Below are 15,198 nucleotides of genomic sequence, written 5' to 3' on the forward strand. Positions count from 1 at the left end.
AATTGCTGCTAACATTGGCGCCCCAACATCCACCCATCACACGAGTTCACGATGAGCCAACCCTGGAGCCCCGACAGCTGGCGTGCCTTGCCAATCCAGCAACAACCCCAGTACCCGGACGCTGCGCACTTGCTGCAAGTGGAGCAGAACCTGGCCAGCTACCCGCCGCTGGTGTTTGCCGGGGAAGCCCGTGAGTTGCGCCGCCAGTTTGCCGAAGTGACCCAGGGGCGCGCATTCCTGCTGCAAGGCGGCGATTGCGCCGAGAGCTTTGCCGAGTTTTCCGCCGCGAAAATCCGCGACACCTTCAAGGTGCTGTTGCAGATGGCCATTGTCATGACCTTCGCCGCCGGTTGCCCGGTGGTGAAAGTCGGGCGCATGGCCGGCCAATTCGCCAAGCCGCGCTCGGCCAACGATGAAACCATCGACGGCGTCACCCTGCCCGCCTACCGTGGCGATATCGTCAACGGCATCGGTTTCGACGAAAAAAGCCGTGTGCCGGACCCGGACCGCCTGTTGCAGTCCTACCACCAGTCCACGGCCACCCTCAACCTGTTGCGCGCCTTTGCCCAGGGCGGCTTCGCCGACCTGCACCAGGTGCACAAGTGGAACCTGGACTTTATCGCCAACTCCGCCCTGGCCGAGAAGTACAGCCAACTGGCCGACCGCATCGACGAGACCCTGGCCTTCATGCGCGCCTGTGGCATGGACAGCTCGCCGCAATTGCGCGAAACCAGCTTCTTCACCGCCCATGAAGCGTTGCTGCTCAACTATGAACAAGCCTTCGTGCGCCGCGATAGCCTGACCAACGACTACTACGACTGCTCGGCCCATATGCTCTGGATCGGCGACCGTACCCGCCAGTTGGATGGCGCCCATGTCGAATTCCTGCGCGGGGTGAACAACCCGATCGGCGTGAAGGTCGGGCCGAGCATGAACCCGGACGACCTGATCCGCCTGATCGACATCCTTAACCCGGACAACGACCCTGGCCGCCTCAACCTGATCGCCCGCATGGGCGCTGGCAAGGTCGGCGACCACTTGCCCAACCTGATCCGCGCCGTGCAGCGCGAGGGCAAGCAGGTGCTGTGGAGCAGCGACCCGATGCACGGCAACACCATCAAGGCCAGCAGCGGCTACAAAACCCGCGACTTTGCGCAGATCCTCGGCGAAGTGAAGGAGTTCTTCCAGGTGCACCAGGCAGAAGGCAGCTACGCCGGCGGGATTCATATCGAGATGACCGGGCAGAACGTCACCGAATGCATCGGCGGCGCACGGCCGATCACCGAAGACGGCCTGTCGGACCGCTATCACACCCATTGCGACCCGCGGATGAACGCCGATCAGTCGCTGGAGCTGGCGTTCCTGATTGCCGAGACCTTGAAGCAGGTCAAACGCTAACCAACAGCGCCGCCCTTAGTCGGGCGGCACTGGGCCGCTGGCAATTGAGCTGGACCTGCTCCAGCCCCAGCCAGTCGGCCATTTGCCGCAGGCTTAACGCCAGCGCCAACATGCCTTCGTCATCCAGCCCCGGTTCTTCCTCGTGCACTGCATGCACCGCCAGGCGCCCATGGGCACGCTCGGCCCGCAGGTCGACGCGTGCGGCGATTCGCTCATTGTGCAAAAACGGCAACACGTAATAGCCGTACACCCGCTTGTCTTGCGGGGTGTAGATCTCCAGCCGATAGCGGAAATCGAACAAGCGCTCGGTGCGGCTGCGCTCCCATATCAACGAATCGAACGGCGACAGCAAGGCACTCGCCGGTACTTTGCGTGGCACCTTCGGCTCCGGCAGGCAGTACGCCGGTTGTTTCCAACCCTGCACCTGGCACGTCAGCAACTGCCCATCCTCGACCAGTTCGGCCAAGCGCATGCGGCTGTCAGCGGGGTCGAGGCGGAAGTAATCGCGCAGGTCCTTTTCGGTGGCGACGCCCAACGCCGTCGCGCTATGCAGCAGTAAGCCGCGCAGAGCTTCGGCCTCGGTCATGCAGGCTTGAAGAATTTCACCAGGGATAACACGCTCCGGCAAATCATAGAGTCGCTCAAATCCCCGCCGCCCCGCGACGGTGACCAAACCGGCGGCAAACAGCCATTCCAGCGCGTGCTTTTCATCACTCCAATCCCACCAAGGCCCGGCGCGTTCCTCGCGGGTCGATAAGCTGCCCGCCCCCAATGCGCCCTGTTGCTCGACGCTGCGCAGCACGCGCTGGATAGTCGCCTGCTGTTCGCGGCCAAAACGCGCCATCTGCGAATAGATCCCCTGCCCCTGCCTGGCCCGCTCCATGCGCCAACGCATCAACGGGTACAGCGACATGGGCAGCAGCGACGCCTCATGCCCCCAATACTCGAACAGCGAACGCCGCCTGCCCTGACTCCAGGCCGCTTGCTCGAGGATCAACGGGGCGTATTGGCCCAGGCGGGAAAACAACGGCAGGTAATGGGAACGCACCAGTGCGTTGACCGAGTCGATCTGTACGACGCCCAGGCGCTCGATCAGTCGATTGACGTGAGCGGCCTTTATCTGTGCAGGCGCCTGGCGCCCGGAAAAACCCTGGGCTGCCAGCGCCATGCGTCGAGCTTGCTTGAGTGAAAAAGACAGGTCGGCGGACATGGGAATCTCCATAGAAGCTCGCCCCCTACCCTACTGCATCCTGGCTTATTTTCGCAGCGGGTCTCCCCATAAATGCCTATGGGCTTGCTGCTCAACATCGGCGCGATTGAGCCCGATGTCCTTGAGCGCGTCATCGTTCAAGGTCGCCAGCAAATGGCGCTCCTGATGCAACAGTTGCCAACGCGCGATCGTATGGAACAGCCCGGCAAGCGGCCATTTATGCAGCCACACGAAACCTTTTTGACCTTTCATCTTCTCGCCCTCCAGTGGGGATGACGAAAGTGTGGGCCTGGCGCTATGATCAATCCAACGAATGTTTCTTATGCAATACATCTCTGAGATTGATCAATTGTCCGGCTACCCGAGCATCGACACAGAAGTGCTACGAACCTTCGTCGCCATCGCCGACCAGGGCGGTTTTACCCGCGCTGGCGAACTGATCAACCGCACCCAATCGGCGGTGAGCATGCAGATGAAACGACTGGAGGAAGATGTACTGCAGCGCAAGCTGTTCGAACGTGATGGCCGCCAGGTACGGCTCACCCCCGAAGGCCAGGTGCTGCTGGGTTATGCGCGGCGCATTCTGAAACTGCACAGCGAGGTGTTCAATACCCTGCGCGAGCCACATATGGTGGGGCTCGTGCGCATCGGCACGCCGGATGACTACGTGATGCGCTTTCTACCGGGGATTCTGAAGCAGTTTTCCAAAGCGTACCCCCTGATTCAGATAGAGATGCACTGTGAAGCATCGACCGTATTGATGCAGCGGCGAGACCTGGCGCTGACTGTTATCAGCCGCGAGCCCGGCAATGATATCGGTGAGCTGTTGCGCACCGAGCGCATGGTATGGGCAGCGTCACCGTGCTTCTGCGTGGATGAGCACGATGCGCTGCCCCTGGCGATTTCCGGCGACGATTGCCTGTACACCCATTGGGCACGCGCCGCACTGGATGCAGTCGGACGCGATTATCGCCTGGCTTACCACAGCTCCAACGGAGCGGCGATCCAGGCAGTGGTCAGTGCTGGCCTGGCGACCATGATCAGCATGGAAAGCCTGATCACCGAAGACCTGCGAGTGCTCGGCAGCGACGAAGGCTTTCCACCGTTGCCGTCGATGAATCTGCGCTTGCTGCGTAACCCGCAGATGACGTCACCGATCACCGAATGCCTGGCCGAGTACATCCTCGAAGGCTTCAAACTTTAAAGGTCAGCATCACCGCGCACACCACGAGGAAGCCACAGAACAGGCCGCGCAACAGGCGCTCGGGCAAGGCGTGGGCGACTTTCACCCCCCAACTGATACTGAGCAGGCCCCCCACCGCCAACGGCAGGCCGATCATCCAGTCCACCTCATGGTGCCAGGCATAGGTGACCAGGGTCACGCCCGTGCTGGGCAGCGCCAAGGCCAGCGACAAGCCTTGGGCGACCACTTGGCTGGTGCCGAAGACACTGGTGAGCACCGGCGTGGCCACCACCGCGCCACCTACCCCGAACAATCCACCCATGGAGCCGGACGCCGCACCCAATACCCCGAGCCAGGGCCATGAGTAACGCATCTGCGCCGTTGGCGGGGCGTTTCGAGTGAACATACGCAACAGGTTGTAGGCCGACAGCGCCACCAGGAAAGCAATAAAACCGATACGCATAGCCCCGGCATCCAGCCCCACCGCCCAGATCGACCCCAGCCAGGCAAAGCAAAAGCCCATCACGCCCAGCGGCAAGGCGTGGCGCAATTCGATGCGATTACGTTGGTGATAGCGCCACAGGGCGAGCATCACATTGGGTACCACCATGACCAGCGCGGTGCCTTGGGCAATTTGCTGATCGAGGCCGAACAGCACGCCGAGCACTGGGATAGCAATCAGCCCGCCGCCGATACCAAACAGCCCGCCCACCGTACCCAACGCCGCGCCCAATAGCAGGTACATGACTAGATCCAACACCGCTCAATACTCCGAAATCCCAAGATTGGCATGCTACGCAGTCCGCCCTGGCGTGGAAACGCACAGCAACGCAAAATGGCTATGCCAATCTCGCATAAGCGCTCGCCTATGAACGCCAATACCGTGACCGATCAACTGGGCCTGTTTCTCGATGTGATGGAAACCGGCAACTTTTCCGCCGCCGCGCGTCGCCACCCGCTGACGCCGTCTGCCGTAGCCCGGCGCATAGACAGCCTGGAAAACTCAGTGGGCAGCCGCCTCTTCCCGCGCAGCACCCATGCGGTAGTGCCCACACCGGCCGGCCTGGCCTTTGCCGAGCGGGCGCGGCGGATTGTCAGTGAATTGCAATTGGCCCGGGCCGAAGCGGTCTCCCTGAGCCATGCGCCGGAAGGGTTGATCCGGGTGGATGCACCCGCAGCATTTGGCCGGGTTGGGCATTGCGCACCTGCCGTCCTGGCTGGCCAGCGAATACCTGGTACATGGCGAACTGTTGCCACTGTTTTGTGAAAACGATTTGCCCATCCCGGAAACCGCGGGCATTTACGCGTTGCACCTTGAACAACAGCCCAATGCAAGAAGTCGGTTGTTGCTCGAATACCTCAAATCCCGCTTCAGTCTGGTGCCGCCTTGGGATCTGGCATTGCAAAACGGCCTGGTCTGACCACGTGGGCAGAATTATCTGGCGCATTAAAGATTCGCCCGCTAGATTCCAGCACAGACACGTTTTTTCGAGGCACCACAATGAGCAAAAACCCTGAGCCCTGCCAATCCCTGCTGCTGGATAACCAGTTGTGCTTCGCCCTGCACTCCACCTCACTGCTGATGACCAAGGTCTACAAGCCCCTGCTCCAAGCCCTGGGCCTGACTTACCCGCAATACCTGGCCATGATGGTGCTGTGGGAAGAGGATGGATTGACCGTCGGTGAAATCAGCAGCCGCCTGCTGACCGACCCTGGCTCACTGACGCCGCTACTCAAGCGCCTGGAAGCTGAGGGCCTGCTCAGCCGCACCCGCAGCCGCGAAGATGAGCGAGTGGTGGTGGTGGAACTGACCGACGCCGGTCGCGCGTTGCAGGGTAAAGCCAAGGATGTGCCCCAGTGCATCCTCGGCGCCAGCGGGTTGGCGCTGGAGCAATTGCGCAAGCTGCAAGCCGACTTGATTGCATTGCGGGGCAATCTGCAGAACGCAATCTAAAGGCAGCAAAGCACTGAAAATGTGGGAGGGGGCTTGCCCCCGATGGCGGTGGGCCAGCTAAGTATTGAGTGGCTGACAAACCGTTATCGGGGGGCAAGCCCCCTCCCACGTTGGTTTTCCATGGCTCGAAAAAATGTCTATAAAAATATATTGCGCGCTAAACGTTAGCGCTATACATTGATCCCGCCAACTAATTAGCGCACAAATAATTAGCGCTACCAAATCAAGAGGAATGCCCATGCAAGCGCTCTATACAGCAGTAGCTACCGCCACGGGCGGCCGTGATGGTCGTGCAGTTTCCAGCGACAACATCCTTGACGTAAAACTCTCCACCCCCAAGGAATTGGGCGGTGCCGGTGGCCAGGCCACCAACCCAGAGCAACTGTTCGCCGCCGGCTACTCCGCCTGCTTTATCGGCGCGCTTAAATTTGTCGCCAGCCAGACCAAACGCAAAATCCCGGATGACGCCTCGATCACCGCCCACGTAGGCATCGGCCAGATCCCCGGTGGTTTTGGCCTGGACATTGACCTGCACATCAGCCTGCCGGGCCTGACCCAGGACGATGCGCAAAGCCTGGTCGACGCCGCCCATCAAGTCTGCCCGTACTCCAACGCCACCCGTGGCAATGTTGATGTGCGCTTGCATGTAACGGCCTGAAAACAGACGCCCACAAAAAAGCCCGACTCAAGGTCGGGCTTTTTTTCGTATCGGCGGGGCCAGAATTACTTCTTGGCGCGACCTTTGTACGAACCACCTTCGCGGGTGTCGATCTCGATCAGGTCGTCGATTTCGATGAAATCGGCCACTTGCAGTTCGGTACCGTTGCTCAGCTTGGCAGGCTTCATCACCTTGCCCGAAGTGTCGCCGCGAGCGGAACCTTCGGTGTAGGCAACCTTACGCACGATAGTGGTCGGCAGCTCTACGGAAACCAGGCGCTCTTCGAAGAAAATAGCTTCGCAGACGTCTTCCATGCCTTCTTCGATGAACGGCAGAACGGCTTCGATATCTTCAGCGTTCAGCTCGTACATGGTGTAGTCGGTAGTGTCCATGAACGTGTAGGTGTCGCCGCTGATGAAGGACAGGGTCGCTTCCTTGCGGTCGAGGATCACGTCGTCCAGTTTGTCATCGGCGCTGTAGACGATCTCGGTCTTGTAACCGGTCAGCAGGTTCTTCAGCTTGGTCTTCATGATTGCGCTGTTACGACCAGACTTGGTGAACTCAGCTTTCTGAACCAGCCAAGGGTCGTTTTCGAGACGGATCACTGTACCGGGTTTCAGTTCTTTACCAGTTTTCATTGCATATATCCGAAATTTGGATGGGATTTACAAAAATCAAGGTGGCGTATCATATCCAACTTTCATAAAACTGTACCAGCGCCGTTGCAAGATCGGCTTGCAAGCCCTGTTCCAGACACCAGTTCTCAGCGTGCCCGCTCACCTCGGGCCAGTGTTCCAGGAGCATTTTCCAGGACTGGGCCATATCGCCTTGCGTGTTCCAGGCCTGCCAAAGCGCAACGACAGCGGCTTTGGCGGAGGGCGACAGTGCGGCGGTGTACAACGCCAGGAAGGCATCGAGCTTGTCCAGGTGGATGTCTTCGTCCTGGCGATAGATGTGCCACAGTAATGGCCTGCCTGCCCACTGGGCGCGCACGAAGGAGTCTTCACCGCGCACGGCGTTGAACGCGCAACACCACAGCAGCTGGTCATATTGCTCCTGGCGTACGAATGCAATGACTTGCACCGTCAGCGCGCCACGCATCTGGATATCGCCCGCGGCCAAGCTGCCCACCCCGAGCCAGCGCTGCATGTCGCCAAGGATGCGCCCTTCCGGTACCAGCAAGTGAGTCTCGTGCCTATCTGCTGCCAATACGTCCAACCAACCGGCCAGCCCGGGATTCTCATAGGCAAACAACGACATCAATCGCGCACCGGCCGCAGGGAATACGCCCAGGGTTTGCAGGAATTGTTGCTGCGCGATGTCATCCTGCTGAAACGCCTGGCGCCGCTCCAACAATCCGGCTTCACGTAACAGGCCACCGGTACCGGGGCGAAAGCCGGGGAAGAAAAAGTACTTCTGCACGCCCTTGAACTTCACCGACGGCAAGCAGTGACAACCCACCACCCAGTCTTCAGCGCTGAGGTAGTCCAGATTCATCCACAACGGCGGACGATCACACTCGGCCATGCTGTCCATGTACGCCAGCGGTAGCTGGCAGGCAAACGCGGCAATTACTACATCGGCCGAGTGCGCGCCCGGCCATTCGGTCGGCCAGTGGCGCACTTCGACGCCCTCTTGCCACTGCTGGCTCACCTGCACGTCAATGTCCGGGCACATGCGCTCGAAGGCACGCAGGTCATCGACCCACAAACGCACTTCACAGCCATGCTCCACCACCAACTGCCGGGCCAGGCGCCAGGTCACGCCGATGTCGCCGTAGTTGTCGACGACGCTGCAAAAAATATCCCAGCGGGCTTTCATTCCGGGCTCCATCGATCAAAGCCTCGATTGTCCGCATAAATGCGCCGATGCAGAAGGCTTGATCGCGATTATTCTGCACAGTGGCTGTGCGACAATCGCCGTCGCACCGTTAAGCCCCGCCAGGAGGCCATCATGTCTGACCGCCCGTTGTCGCTGTTCAAGCTCAGCATCGCCATTTCCACAGGCGTGTGGCTGGGCTTTATCGCCATTGCGCTGACCACCTGGCTGGCGTCTCGCTACCTGTTCCCGCAGAGCCTGGCGCCTGTGGCCCAAGCAGTTGAGCAACTGGGCAAGCCGCCCGCCACTGCGCCGGAGCCACCGAACCGCATGTTCGAACAGTACCAGCAGAACCTGCAAAAACAGGAACAGCAACAGGCCCCGGACCAGGCCCGAAGCAACGCACGCAACCTGTCCAACCCCAAATGCCAGTTCTGGCTGCAACAGGACCAGAACGCCCCCAGTGAAAAGACTCGGGCCAATGTCCTGCAATTCTGCGATTGAAGACCATGAATAAACACGCTGTCCTCCAGTTGATCCTGGAAAAACTCACCGTCGACCTCGATATCGCCCAACGTGCTGCGCAGACCGCCTACGAAACTGCGACCCACGAAGAAAACATTGCCGAGAACAAATACGACACCCTGGGCCTGGAGGCGTCTTACCTGGCGGCCGGGCAGGCCAAGCGAGTCGAGGAAATCAAGCAGTCGCTGGCGCTGTGCCAGAACCTGCAATTGCGTGCTTTCGATGATCAGCGGGGTGTGGAGATAGGCACGCTACTGGGCCTGGAAGACGAGAGGGGTCGCCAGCAATGGTTGTTCCTGGCACCGGACGCGGCGGGTTTGAAGGTCGATGTGGTCGGACAACCGGTGACCGTCATCACCCCGCGCTCGCCCCTGGGCAAAAGCCTGCTGGGCAAGTTTGAAGGTGATGAGGTGGAGATTCTGGTGGCAGGCGCCCGGCAACACTTTACGGTTACCGAGGCCAAATAGACCGTTGCAGGCGATATCAGTGGACGGGCAGTTCCACGCCGTCGAACAGTTCTTCCAGCTCCTGCTTGTTGTGGCACTGGATCGCCTTGGCCATCACCTCGCGAGTCAGGTGCGGTGCGAATTTCTCGATGAAATCGCACATGAACCCCCGTAGGAAGGTTCCGCGGCGGAAACCGATCTTCGTCACGCTCGATTCGAACAGTTCGCTGGCATCCAGCACCACCAGGTCTTTGTCGAGGTTGGTGTCGACCGCCATCTTGGCGACGATACCCACGCCCAGGCCGAGGCGAACATAGGTCTTGATCACGTCGGCATCAGCCGCGGTGAACACCACTTTGGGCGTGAGGCCGCGATGGCTGAAAGCTTCGTCCAGCTTGGAACGCCCGGTAAAACCGAACACATAAGTCACGATTGGGTATTCAGCCAAGGCTTCCAGGGTCAGCTTCGGCAGCTTGGCCAAAGGGTGACCTTGGGGCACGACCACGCAGCGATTCCAGCGGTAGCAGGGCATCATCACCAGGTCGCCGAACAGTTCCAGCGCTTCAGTGGCGATGGCAAAATCTACGGTGCCATCAGCGGCCATCTCGGCAATCTGCATCGGCGAGCCCTGGTGCATGTGCAGGGCCACATCCGGGTATTGCTTGATGAAATCACGGATCACCGGCGGCAATGCATAACGCGCCTGCGTGTGGGTGGTGGCGATCGACAGAGTGCCTTTCTTCTCGTTGGAGAATTCCTGGGCGATCTGCTTGATGCTTTCGACCTTACGCAGGATCTCGCCGGCGGTGGTGATGATGCGCTCGCCAGCCGGGGTGACGCGGGTCAGGTGCTTGCCACTGCGTGCGAACACTTCGACGCCCAGCTCGTCTTCGAGCAGGCGAATCTGCTTGCTGATACCGGGTTGCGAGGTGTAGAGGCTTTGAGCGGTAGCGGAAACGTTGAGGTCGTGGTGCGCCACTTCCCAGATGTAGCGCAGTTGTTGAAGCTTCATATGAATCCCTCAAAGCAGATAGACGCCACGGGTATCAGCGACGGTATATAACTATATTAAAGGTTAGACTGATAAATCTAGAACTTTTTATCAACTTCTACCGATCAACTATCATCACTGCGCCGATGCTGCAGCGACGGCACCAAGTAGACCGGTACCGGGGACAACTGCAATACCCGTGCGGCAGTACGCCCAAGGGGCACGGCCACCCCGGTTGCCTGGCTGTGACTACCTACGATCAGCAGGTCGACGGAAAGTTTTCGCAGTTGGTCGAGAATCACCTCGCAGGGGTCCCCCTGGATCACCCTGACCGAGCGAATCAATTGCAGGTCCTGCTCCCCTTCCCCCAACTCCTCGCGAAAGCTGTCCAGCACCCGCTGTTCAATCGTCGCCATGACCGTGCTCAACCCCTGGCTCTGCCATTCGCTCAGGGCCTTCTCATCAAGGTAGCTCTGCAACACCGATTCGGCGAACAGCCCGATGGGCTCGACGACGTGGATCACATACAGGTCAGCCTTGAACGTTCGCGCCAGCGCCAGTGCATGTTGCATCACATACGGTGCATATAGACCCAGGTCCGTGGCGTACAGCATCGAACGAATCATAGAACCTCCTGGACTGCCAGGATGGCGGGGATTGAATGAGCTTAGCAGCTAGCTCTCGGTCTGGATTTGCAACTCATTACTGATGCCATGGGGCACATGCCCGGTGGCCACCACCTCCCTGGCTTTCTCACAATGACCCGCCTGGTCGTCGAAAAATACGTCGGCGGCGAAGGCTTCCAGGAACGCGGCTTTTTCCAGGCCACCGAGGAATAGCGACTCGTCCAGGCGGATATCCCATTCACGCAACGTACGAATCACGCGCTCATGGGATGGAGCCGAGCGTGCAGTGACCAGTGCGGTACGGATCGGGCAGGCGTCATCGGCAAACTCCCGCTGCAACAAGTTGAGCGCCGCCAGGAAGCCTTTGAACGGGCCGCCGTGCAAAGGCTCGCGCGCGGACTCTCGCTCACTGGCCTGGAAAGCTTCCAGGCCGCCGGCCTGATAGACACGTTCGGACTCGTCGGAAAACAACACCGCGTCGCCGTCGAATGCGATGCGCAGTTCCTCACTCGAAGCACGACGTGCACCGCCCGACAGAATCGTCGCCGCCGCAAACCCGGCGTCGAGGGCGCTGCGCACATCTTCAGCATGGGTCGAGAGAAACAGATGGCAACCGAAGGCGGCCAAATACGGGTAAGGACTACGCCCTCCTACGAAAGCGGCGCGGGAAATATCCAGCCCGTAATGCTGGATCGAGTTGAATACTCGCAGGCCGGTATCGGCACTGTTACGCGACACCAACACCACCTCGACCCGCGCACGTCCCAAGCTGGCATTCAGGCTCAGCAATTTCTTGACCAGTGGGAAGGCGTCGCCGGGCTCGAGGGTCTCTTCCTCATGTTCAATCTGGTATTTGCGGTAAGCCTCTACACCTTCGGCCAGGTACACCTTGTGACTGTCACTCAGGTCGAACAGCGCCCGCGACGAAATCGCCAGCACCAGCTTGTCACCCAATCCCTTCGCCATGGCGTCTCCCCCAATCAGCGGTTATGCCGATCAATAAAACTCAAGGCCTGGTAGAGCGCCTGCATGCGCGGCAGTTCGCAACCGGCCGCTTTGGCGGCGGCCAAAGGCCGGGCGTAGATGGCCGCCAGTTCCAACGGGCGCTTGTGCACATGGTCGTGATACATGCTGGGCAGGTAGTCGTCCATGGTTTCGGTCATGGCGAACATCTGCCCGGCGTAGCTGGCGGGAATTTCATGGCCACAGGCGTGAGCGCCCTGCACCACCTCCGCCATCAGCGCCTGGATCAATTCGCGGCTGGACTCGTCAGCCATCATCGCCGTGGTCCCCGTGCCCAGCAAGACCGAGAGGCCGTTATACGGCACGTTCCACACCAGTTTATGCCAGCGCGCCTGATGCACGTTGGCCATGGCCTGGGATTCGATGCCAGCTCGATGGAACAGCCCGGCGCCTGCTTCGACAATTGCCTTTTGCTGCGCCTCATCGTTGGCAGCCGTACCGCTGTGATAACCCAGGTTGACCCGGCCCAGCGCCTGATGCTCGACAACGCCCGGAGCCGAGCGGTGCACACCGATGTAGCACAGGCCACCCAGCAGGTGCAGCGACGGCGGCAGGTGTTCGCGCAGACTGTCCTCCACGTCGAGGCCGTTTTGCAGGAGCACCACCTTGGCATCCGGCGCCGCAACTTGGGCGATGGTCGGGGCCAGGTCCACGTTGCCAGTAGACTTGGTGCCCACCAACAGCCAGTCGCACGGCGGCATGTCGGCGGCGCGGGCATAAGCCTGTACCGGATGCAGGTGCAAGCGGCCATGTACCGCGCTGTTGAGGTGCAGGCCATGTTCACTGACCGCTGCATATTCGCTGCGCAGCAGGAAATGCACATCGAAGCCGGCACGCGCCAGCATCAATCCATAGTAACCACCAATAGCACCGGTGCCGATAATGCCAATGCGTGGCGACGGGGATTCAACTGCTGTCATGGCAAATCCTCTGGTGTACGGCTGAGTGCCTGGTTCACGCTCTCTGCAATATCGGATGCTGTAAGCCGTGTCTGTAATTGCCCAAGAAATTGACCCTCGCACACGAGGAACAACGCCGGCAAATGAAAGATCTGGTAGCGTTCGACCGCACCACCGTTGTGCCCGGCGTCAACCCAGCACACGCGGTCCACCGGCAAATGCCAGCCCGGCAATTGCTGGCGGGCCCAGCGGCAACTGGAACAACCGGCACTGGTGAACACTAACAGCGAAATGCCTGGCAATCCCAGCAATTGCTGGTCAATATCCAGGTCGGTCAATTCCAGTTCCTTCACTTTACTGCTGCCACTGCCGTCAATTGGACGGCGCTCGGAGTCCGTGTACATGGGTCGTTTTCTACCTCACCCTGATGATGTCGCTGTCGAGTTGATCCAACGTCCCTCTCCCGCCCTGCCCCGCCAACGCCTGCACACTATCGGTCGCGGCGGCGTTGCCTGCAATTGGCCGTATGCCTGGCGCGCTGGCACAGCGGTCGACCTGCATATCCCCTCGCTGGGCCCCAGCGCGCGCTATCCGGGCTATGTAGCCTGGTGCCGCAAAGTCGAAAATGGTTACCGCATCGGTATTTGCTTTACCGATGAACATGCCTTGTTCGGTGCGCGGATGGGCGAGCAAGTGTGCCAGATCGAACGCTACTGCCGCCTGCACGAAGACGCCGGGCCGTCGCCCCAGCAACTCGAAGCCATGGCCCGCGATTGGGTATCGCGCCATGCCGGTGAGTTCTCCCATGAGACAGTTGTGCAGCCAGCGCTGGATTAAACCGGACTTTGCCCATTGTCGCGGGCCAGTGTTACGCGCTAAGGTTCCTCCCCCCTGTATTCAAATCATGCTGTGCCCGCCGCACGGGGATGGCTGGCGGCCGGCACCCGTGACCCTGGCGAGTAACACGATGGCTGATTTACCGATCAATGACCTTAACGTCGAATCCAACGAGACCCTGATCACACCCGATCAGCTCAAGCGCGAAATTCCCCTGAGCGACGCTGCCCTGCAGACCGTCACCAAGGGCCGCGAAGTCATCCGCGACATCCTCGATGGCACCGACCACCGCCTCTTCGTCGTGATCGGGCCCTGCTCGATCCACGACCTCAAGGCCGCCCACGAATACGCCGAGCGCCTCAAGGTGCTGGCGGCAGAAGTGTCCGACACCTTGTACCTGGTGATGCGCGTTTACTTCGAGAAGCCGCGTACCACCGTGGGCTGGAAAGGCTTGATCAACGACCCGTACCTGGACGACTCGTTCAAGATCCAGGACGGCTTGCACATCGGTCGCAAACTGTTGCTGGACCTGGCTGAAATGGGCCTGCCCACCGCCACCGAAGCCCTTGACCCGATCTCCCCGCAGTACCTGCAGGACCTGATCAGCTGGTCGGCCATCGGCGCACGTACCACCGAATCCCAGACCCACCGCGAAATGGCGTCCGGCCTGTCTTCGGCCGTAGGCTTCAAGAACGGCACCGACGGCGGCCTGACCGTGGCGATCAATGCCCTGCAATCGGTCTCCAGCCCTCACCGTTTCCTGGGTATCAACCAGGAAGGCGGCGTCTCCATCGTCACCACCAAGGGTAATGCCTACGGCCACGTGGTGCTGCGTGGCGGTAATGGCAAGCCCAACTATGATTCGGTCAGCGTCGCCCTGTGCGAGCAGGCACTGAACAAGGCCAAGATCAAGCCGAACATCATGGTCGACTGCAGCCATGCCAACTCCAACAAGGACCCGGCCCTGCAGCCGTTGGTGATGGAGAACGTCGCCAACCAGATCCTCGAAGGCAACCAGTCCATCATCGGCTTGATGGTCGAGAGCCATTTGAACTGGGGTTGCCAGGCGATTCCAAAGGACTTGGCCGACTTGGAGTACGGCGTGTCGATCACCGATGCCTGCATCGACTGGGCTGCCACCGAAACCACCCTGCGCAGCATGCACGCCAAGCTCAAGGACGTGCTGCCCAAGCGCAAACGCAGCTGAACCTGAGTTGTGCACGCAAAAACGCCGGGCTAAGCCCGGCGTTTTTTTATGCTTTCGAGTATCGCTTACAGCTTTGCGGCATGGCGCTGGTGGCGTTCCATATAGCGCTCGACATAGGAGCACGACGGAATCACCGTATAGCCCGCCTCTTCGGCAAACTTCAAGGCCTCTTCGGTCAATGCGGCCGCAATGCCTCGCCCCCGCAACGCGTTGGGCACGAATGTGCGATAGATATCCAGGGTCTGCTTCCCGAGGTCCATATAGGTCAGATAGGCACGATGACCGTCCACATTGGTCTCGAACTGATGACCAGCCTGGTCATGGTGGATGGACAACGCCTCGCTCATCACTACTCCTCGCGGGTCTAAGATTGCGACCCCTACCTTACCGATGTTTTTCCGGCGAAGGAACATCTACGCCACC

The 15,198-nt window shown here is 60.1% G+C and carries 19 protein-coding genes and 1 pseudogene; 9 read left to right on the plus strand and 11 right to left on the minus strand.

Features of this window, described 5'->3' with window-relative positions; all coding sequences use genetic code 11:
• The first annotated feature begins 51 nt into the window (after positions 1 to 51).
• The gene (locus JFT66_RS00985; protein ID WP_078047560.1) at positions 52 to 1,398 is read left to right on the plus strand and encodes a class II 3-deoxy-7-phosphoheptulonate synthase; all 1,347 of its coding nucleotides are present in this window, start codon (positions 52 to 54) and stop codon (positions 1,396 to 1,398) included.
• Here the strand turns inward: JFT66_RS00985 and JFT66_RS00990 are convergent.
• Both JFT66_RS00990 and JFT66_RS00995 read right to left on the minus strand, forming a co-directional pair.
• Positions 1,388 to 2,608 carry a winged helix-turn-helix domain-containing protein gene (locus tag JFT66_RS00990; RefSeq protein WP_198858610.1) on the minus strand — a complete coding sequence of 407 codons (1,221 nt, stop codon included), beginning with the start codon at positions 2,606 to 2,608 and terminating at the stop codon, positions 1,388 to 1,390. The genes JFT66_RS00985 and JFT66_RS00990 overlap by 11 nt on opposite strands.
• Positions 2,609 to 2,653: 45 nt before the next feature.
• Positions 2,654 to 2,860: a DUF1127 domain-containing protein gene (locus JFT66_RS00995; RefSeq protein ID WP_034118858.1), complete on the minus strand. Its 207-nt coding sequence runs from the start codon at positions 2,858 to 2,860 to the stop codon at positions 2,654 to 2,656.
• Positions 2,861 to 2,930: 70 nt separating this feature from the next.
• On the opposite strand from JFT66_RS00995, the gene JFT66_RS01000 reads away from it, so the two are divergent.
• Positions 2,931 to 3,812 carry a LysR family transcriptional regulator gene (locus tag JFT66_RS01000; RefSeq protein WP_034118857.1) on the plus strand — a complete coding sequence of 294 codons (882 nt, stop codon included), beginning with the start codon at positions 2,931 to 2,933 and terminating at the stop codon, positions 3,810 to 3,812.
• Here JFT66_RS01000 and JFT66_RS01005 read toward each other — a convergent pair.
• Entirely contained in the window at positions 3,802 to 4,551 is a 750-nt protein-coding gene (locus JFT66_RS01005; protein WP_034118856.1) for a sulfite exporter TauE/SafE family protein, read from the minus strand. The two genes, JFT66_RS01000 and JFT66_RS01005, sit on opposite strands and share 11 nt — an antisense overlap.
• A gap of 108 nt (positions 4,552 to 4,659) precedes the next feature.
• Here JFT66_RS01005 and JFT66_RS01010 point away from each other — a divergent pair.
• The 3 genes and pseudogenes from JFT66_RS01010 (at position 4,660) to JFT66_RS01020 (ending at position 6,403) form a co-directional block, all read left to right on the plus strand.
• Positions 4,660 to 5,212, plus strand: a pseudogene (locus JFT66_RS01010) (LysR family transcriptional regulator).
• 80 nt (positions 5,213 to 5,292) lie between these two features.
• Positions 5,293 to 5,745: a MarR family winged helix-turn-helix transcriptional regulator gene (locus JFT66_RS01015; RefSeq protein WP_198858611.1), complete on the plus strand. Its 453-nt coding sequence runs from the start codon at positions 5,293 to 5,295 to the stop codon at positions 5,743 to 5,745.
• 238 nt (positions 5,746 to 5,983) lie between these two features.
• Positions 5,984 to 6,403 carry an organic hydroperoxide resistance protein gene (locus JFT66_RS01020; RefSeq protein WP_034118854.1) on the plus strand — a complete coding sequence of 140 codons (420 nt, stop codon included), beginning with the start codon at positions 5,984 to 5,986 and terminating at the stop codon, positions 6,401 to 6,403.
• Between the two features lie 65 nt (positions 6,404 to 6,468).
• On the opposite strand, the gene JFT66_RS01025 is transcribed toward JFT66_RS01020, so the two are convergent.
• Together JFT66_RS01025 and earP are read right to left on the minus strand one after the other, a co-directional pair.
• A complete protein-coding gene (locus tag JFT66_RS01025) occupies positions 6,469 to 7,041 on the minus strand; it encodes an elongation factor P (protein WP_003172723.1) in 573 nt (190 codons plus the stop codon).
• A gap of 49 nt (positions 7,042 to 7,090) precedes the next feature.
• Positions 7,091 to 8,224 (minus strand): elongation factor P maturation arginine rhamnosyltransferase EarP, encoded by a 1,134-nt coding sequence (earP, locus tag JFT66_RS01030; RefSeq protein WP_198858612.1) that lies wholly within the window; start codon positions 8,222 to 8,224, stop codon positions 7,091 to 7,093.
• 132 nt (positions 8,225 to 8,356) lie between these two features.
• Here earP and JFT66_RS01035 point away from each other — a divergent pair, with 132 nt between their 5' ends.
• A complete protein-coding gene (locus tag JFT66_RS01035; RefSeq protein WP_198858613.1) occupies positions 8,357 to 8,725 on the plus strand; it encodes a hypothetical protein in 369 nt (122 codons plus the stop codon).
• A 5-nt stretch (positions 8,726 to 8,730) separates the two neighbouring features.
• Positions 8,731 to 9,213: a GreA/GreB family elongation factor gene (locus JFT66_RS01040; protein ID WP_034118851.1), complete on the plus strand. Its 483-nt coding sequence runs from the start codon at positions 8,731 to 8,733 to the stop codon at positions 9,211 to 9,213.
• Between the two features lie 16 nt (positions 9,214 to 9,229).
• Here the strand turns inward: JFT66_RS01040 and cysB are convergent, their stop codons facing one another.
• From cysB to JFT66_RS01065, 5 genes are all read right to left on the minus strand, one after another.
• On the minus strand, positions 9,230 to 10,204 hold the full coding sequence (gene cysB / locus JFT66_RS01045) for an HTH-type transcriptional regulator CysB (RefSeq protein WP_003189876.1): 975 nt from the start codon (positions 10,202 to 10,204) through the stop codon (positions 9,230 to 9,232).
• Positions 10,205 to 10,308: 104 nt separating this feature from the next.
• Positions 10,309 to 10,809 (minus strand): universal stress protein, encoded by a 501-nt coding sequence (locus JFT66_RS01050; protein ID WP_034118850.1) that lies wholly within the window; start codon positions 10,807 to 10,809, stop codon positions 10,309 to 10,311.
• Positions 10,810 to 10,857: 48 nt separating this feature from the next.
• Positions 10,858 to 11,775 carry a 5'-nucleotidase gene (locus JFT66_RS01055; protein ID WP_153870580.1) on the minus strand — a complete coding sequence of 306 codons (918 nt, stop codon included), beginning with the start codon at positions 11,773 to 11,775 and terminating at the stop codon, positions 10,858 to 10,860.
• Positions 11,776 to 11,789: 14 nt separating this feature from the next.
• A complete protein-coding gene (locus JFT66_RS01060; RefSeq protein ID WP_153837804.1) occupies positions 11,790 to 12,752 on the minus strand; it encodes a putative 2-dehydropantoate 2-reductase in 963 nt (320 codons plus the stop codon).
• Entirely contained in the window at positions 12,749 to 13,135 is a 387-nt protein-coding gene (locus JFT66_RS01065) for a thioredoxin (protein WP_198858614.1), read from the minus strand. The genes JFT66_RS01060 and JFT66_RS01065 overlap by 4 nt, the downstream gene beginning before the upstream one ends.
• On the opposite strand from JFT66_RS01065, the gene JFT66_RS01070 reads away from it, so the two are divergent.
• Together JFT66_RS01070 and JFT66_RS01075 are read left to right on the plus strand one after the other, a co-directional pair.
• A complete protein-coding gene (locus JFT66_RS01070; RefSeq protein ID WP_198858615.1) occupies positions 13,134 to 13,568 on the plus strand; it encodes a PilZ domain-containing protein in 435 nt (144 codons plus the stop codon). The two genes, JFT66_RS01065 and JFT66_RS01070, sit on opposite strands and share 2 nt — an antisense overlap.
• Positions 13,569 to 13,698: 130 nt before the next feature.
• A complete protein-coding gene (locus JFT66_RS01075; protein WP_198858616.1) occupies positions 13,699 to 14,775 on the plus strand; it encodes a 3-deoxy-7-phosphoheptulonate synthase in 1,077 nt (358 codons plus the stop codon).
• A gap of 65 nt (positions 14,776 to 14,840) precedes the next feature.
• Here JFT66_RS01075 and JFT66_RS01080 read toward each other — a convergent pair whose 3' ends face one another.
• Positions 14,841 to 15,122, minus strand: coding sequence for a GNAT family N-acetyltransferase (locus tag JFT66_RS01080; protein WP_003189869.1), 282 nt, complete (start codon positions 15,120 to 15,122; stop codon positions 14,841 to 14,843).
• Positions 15,123 to 15,198 lie beyond the last annotated feature (76 nt).

The organism is Pseudomonas sp. MF6755 (assembly GCF_016405635.1).
Lineage (GTDB): Bacteria > Pseudomonadota > Gammaproteobacteria > Pseudomonadales > Pseudomonadaceae > Aquipseudomonas > Aquipseudomonas haemolytica.

Bases quoted from the DNA above. Each gene is read 5' to 3' on its own strand.
- JFT66_RS00985 (WP_078047560.1), top strand. From the start codon at position 52: ATGAGCCAACCCTGGAGCCCCGACAGCTGGCGTGCCTTGCCAATCCAG.
- JFT66_RS00990 (WP_198858610.1), bottom strand. From the start codon at position 2,608: ATGTCCGCCGACCTGTCTTTTTCACTCAAGCAAGCTCGACGCATGGCG.
- JFT66_RS00995 (WP_034118858.1), bottom strand. From the start codon at position 2,860: ATGAAAGGTCAAAAAGGTTTCGTGTGGCTGCATAAATGGCCGCTTGCC.
- JFT66_RS01000 (WP_034118857.1), top strand. From the start codon at position 2,931: ATGCAATACATCTCTGAGATTGATCAATTGTCCGGCTACCCGAGCATC.
- JFT66_RS01015 (WP_198858611.1), top strand. From the start codon at position 5,293: ATGAGCAAAAACCCTGAGCCCTGCCAATCCCTGCTGCTGGATAACCAG.
- JFT66_RS01020 (WP_034118854.1), top strand. From the start codon at position 5,984: ATGCAAGCGCTCTATACAGCAGTAGCTACCGCCACGGGCGGCCGTGAT.
- JFT66_RS01025 (WP_003172723.1), bottom strand. From the start codon at position 7,041: ATGAAAACTGGTAAAGAACTGAAACCCGGTACAGTGATCCGTCTCGAA.
- earP (WP_198858612.1), bottom strand. From the start codon at position 8,224: ATGAAAGCCCGCTGGGATATTTTTTGCAGCGTCGTCGACAACTACGGC.
- JFT66_RS01035 (WP_198858613.1), top strand. From the start codon at position 8,357: ATGTCTGACCGCCCGTTGTCGCTGTTCAAGCTCAGCATCGCCATTTCC.
- JFT66_RS01040 (WP_034118851.1), top strand. From the start codon at position 8,731: ATGAATAAACACGCTGTCCTCCAGTTGATCCTGGAAAAACTCACCGTC.
- cysB (WP_003189876.1), bottom strand. From the start codon at position 10,204: ATGAAGCTTCAACAACTGCGCTACATCTGGGAAGTGGCGCACCACGAC.
- JFT66_RS01050 (WP_034118850.1), bottom strand. From the start codon at position 10,809: ATGATTCGTTCGATGCTGTACGCCACGGACCTGGGTCTATATGCACCG.
- JFT66_RS01055 (WP_153870580.1), bottom strand. From the start codon at position 11,775: ATGGCGAAGGGATTGGGTGACAAGCTGGTGCTGGCGATTTCGTCGCGG.
- JFT66_RS01060 (WP_153837804.1), bottom strand. From the start codon at position 12,752: ATGACAGCAGTTGAATCCCCGTCGCCACGCATTGGCATTATCGGCACC.
- JFT66_RS01070 (WP_198858615.1), top strand. From the start codon at position 13,134: ATGGGTCGTTTTCTACCTCACCCTGATGATGTCGCTGTCGAGTTGATC.
- JFT66_RS01065 (WP_198858614.1), bottom strand. From the start codon at position 13,135: ATGTACACGGACTCCGAGCGCCGTCCAATTGACGGCAGTGGCAGCAGT.
- JFT66_RS01075 (WP_198858616.1), top strand. From the start codon at position 13,699: ATGGCTGATTTACCGATCAATGACCTTAACGTCGAATCCAACGAGACC.
- JFT66_RS01080 (WP_003189869.1), bottom strand. From the start codon at position 15,122: ATGAGCGAGGCGTTGTCCATCCACCATGACCAGGCTGGTCATCAGTTC.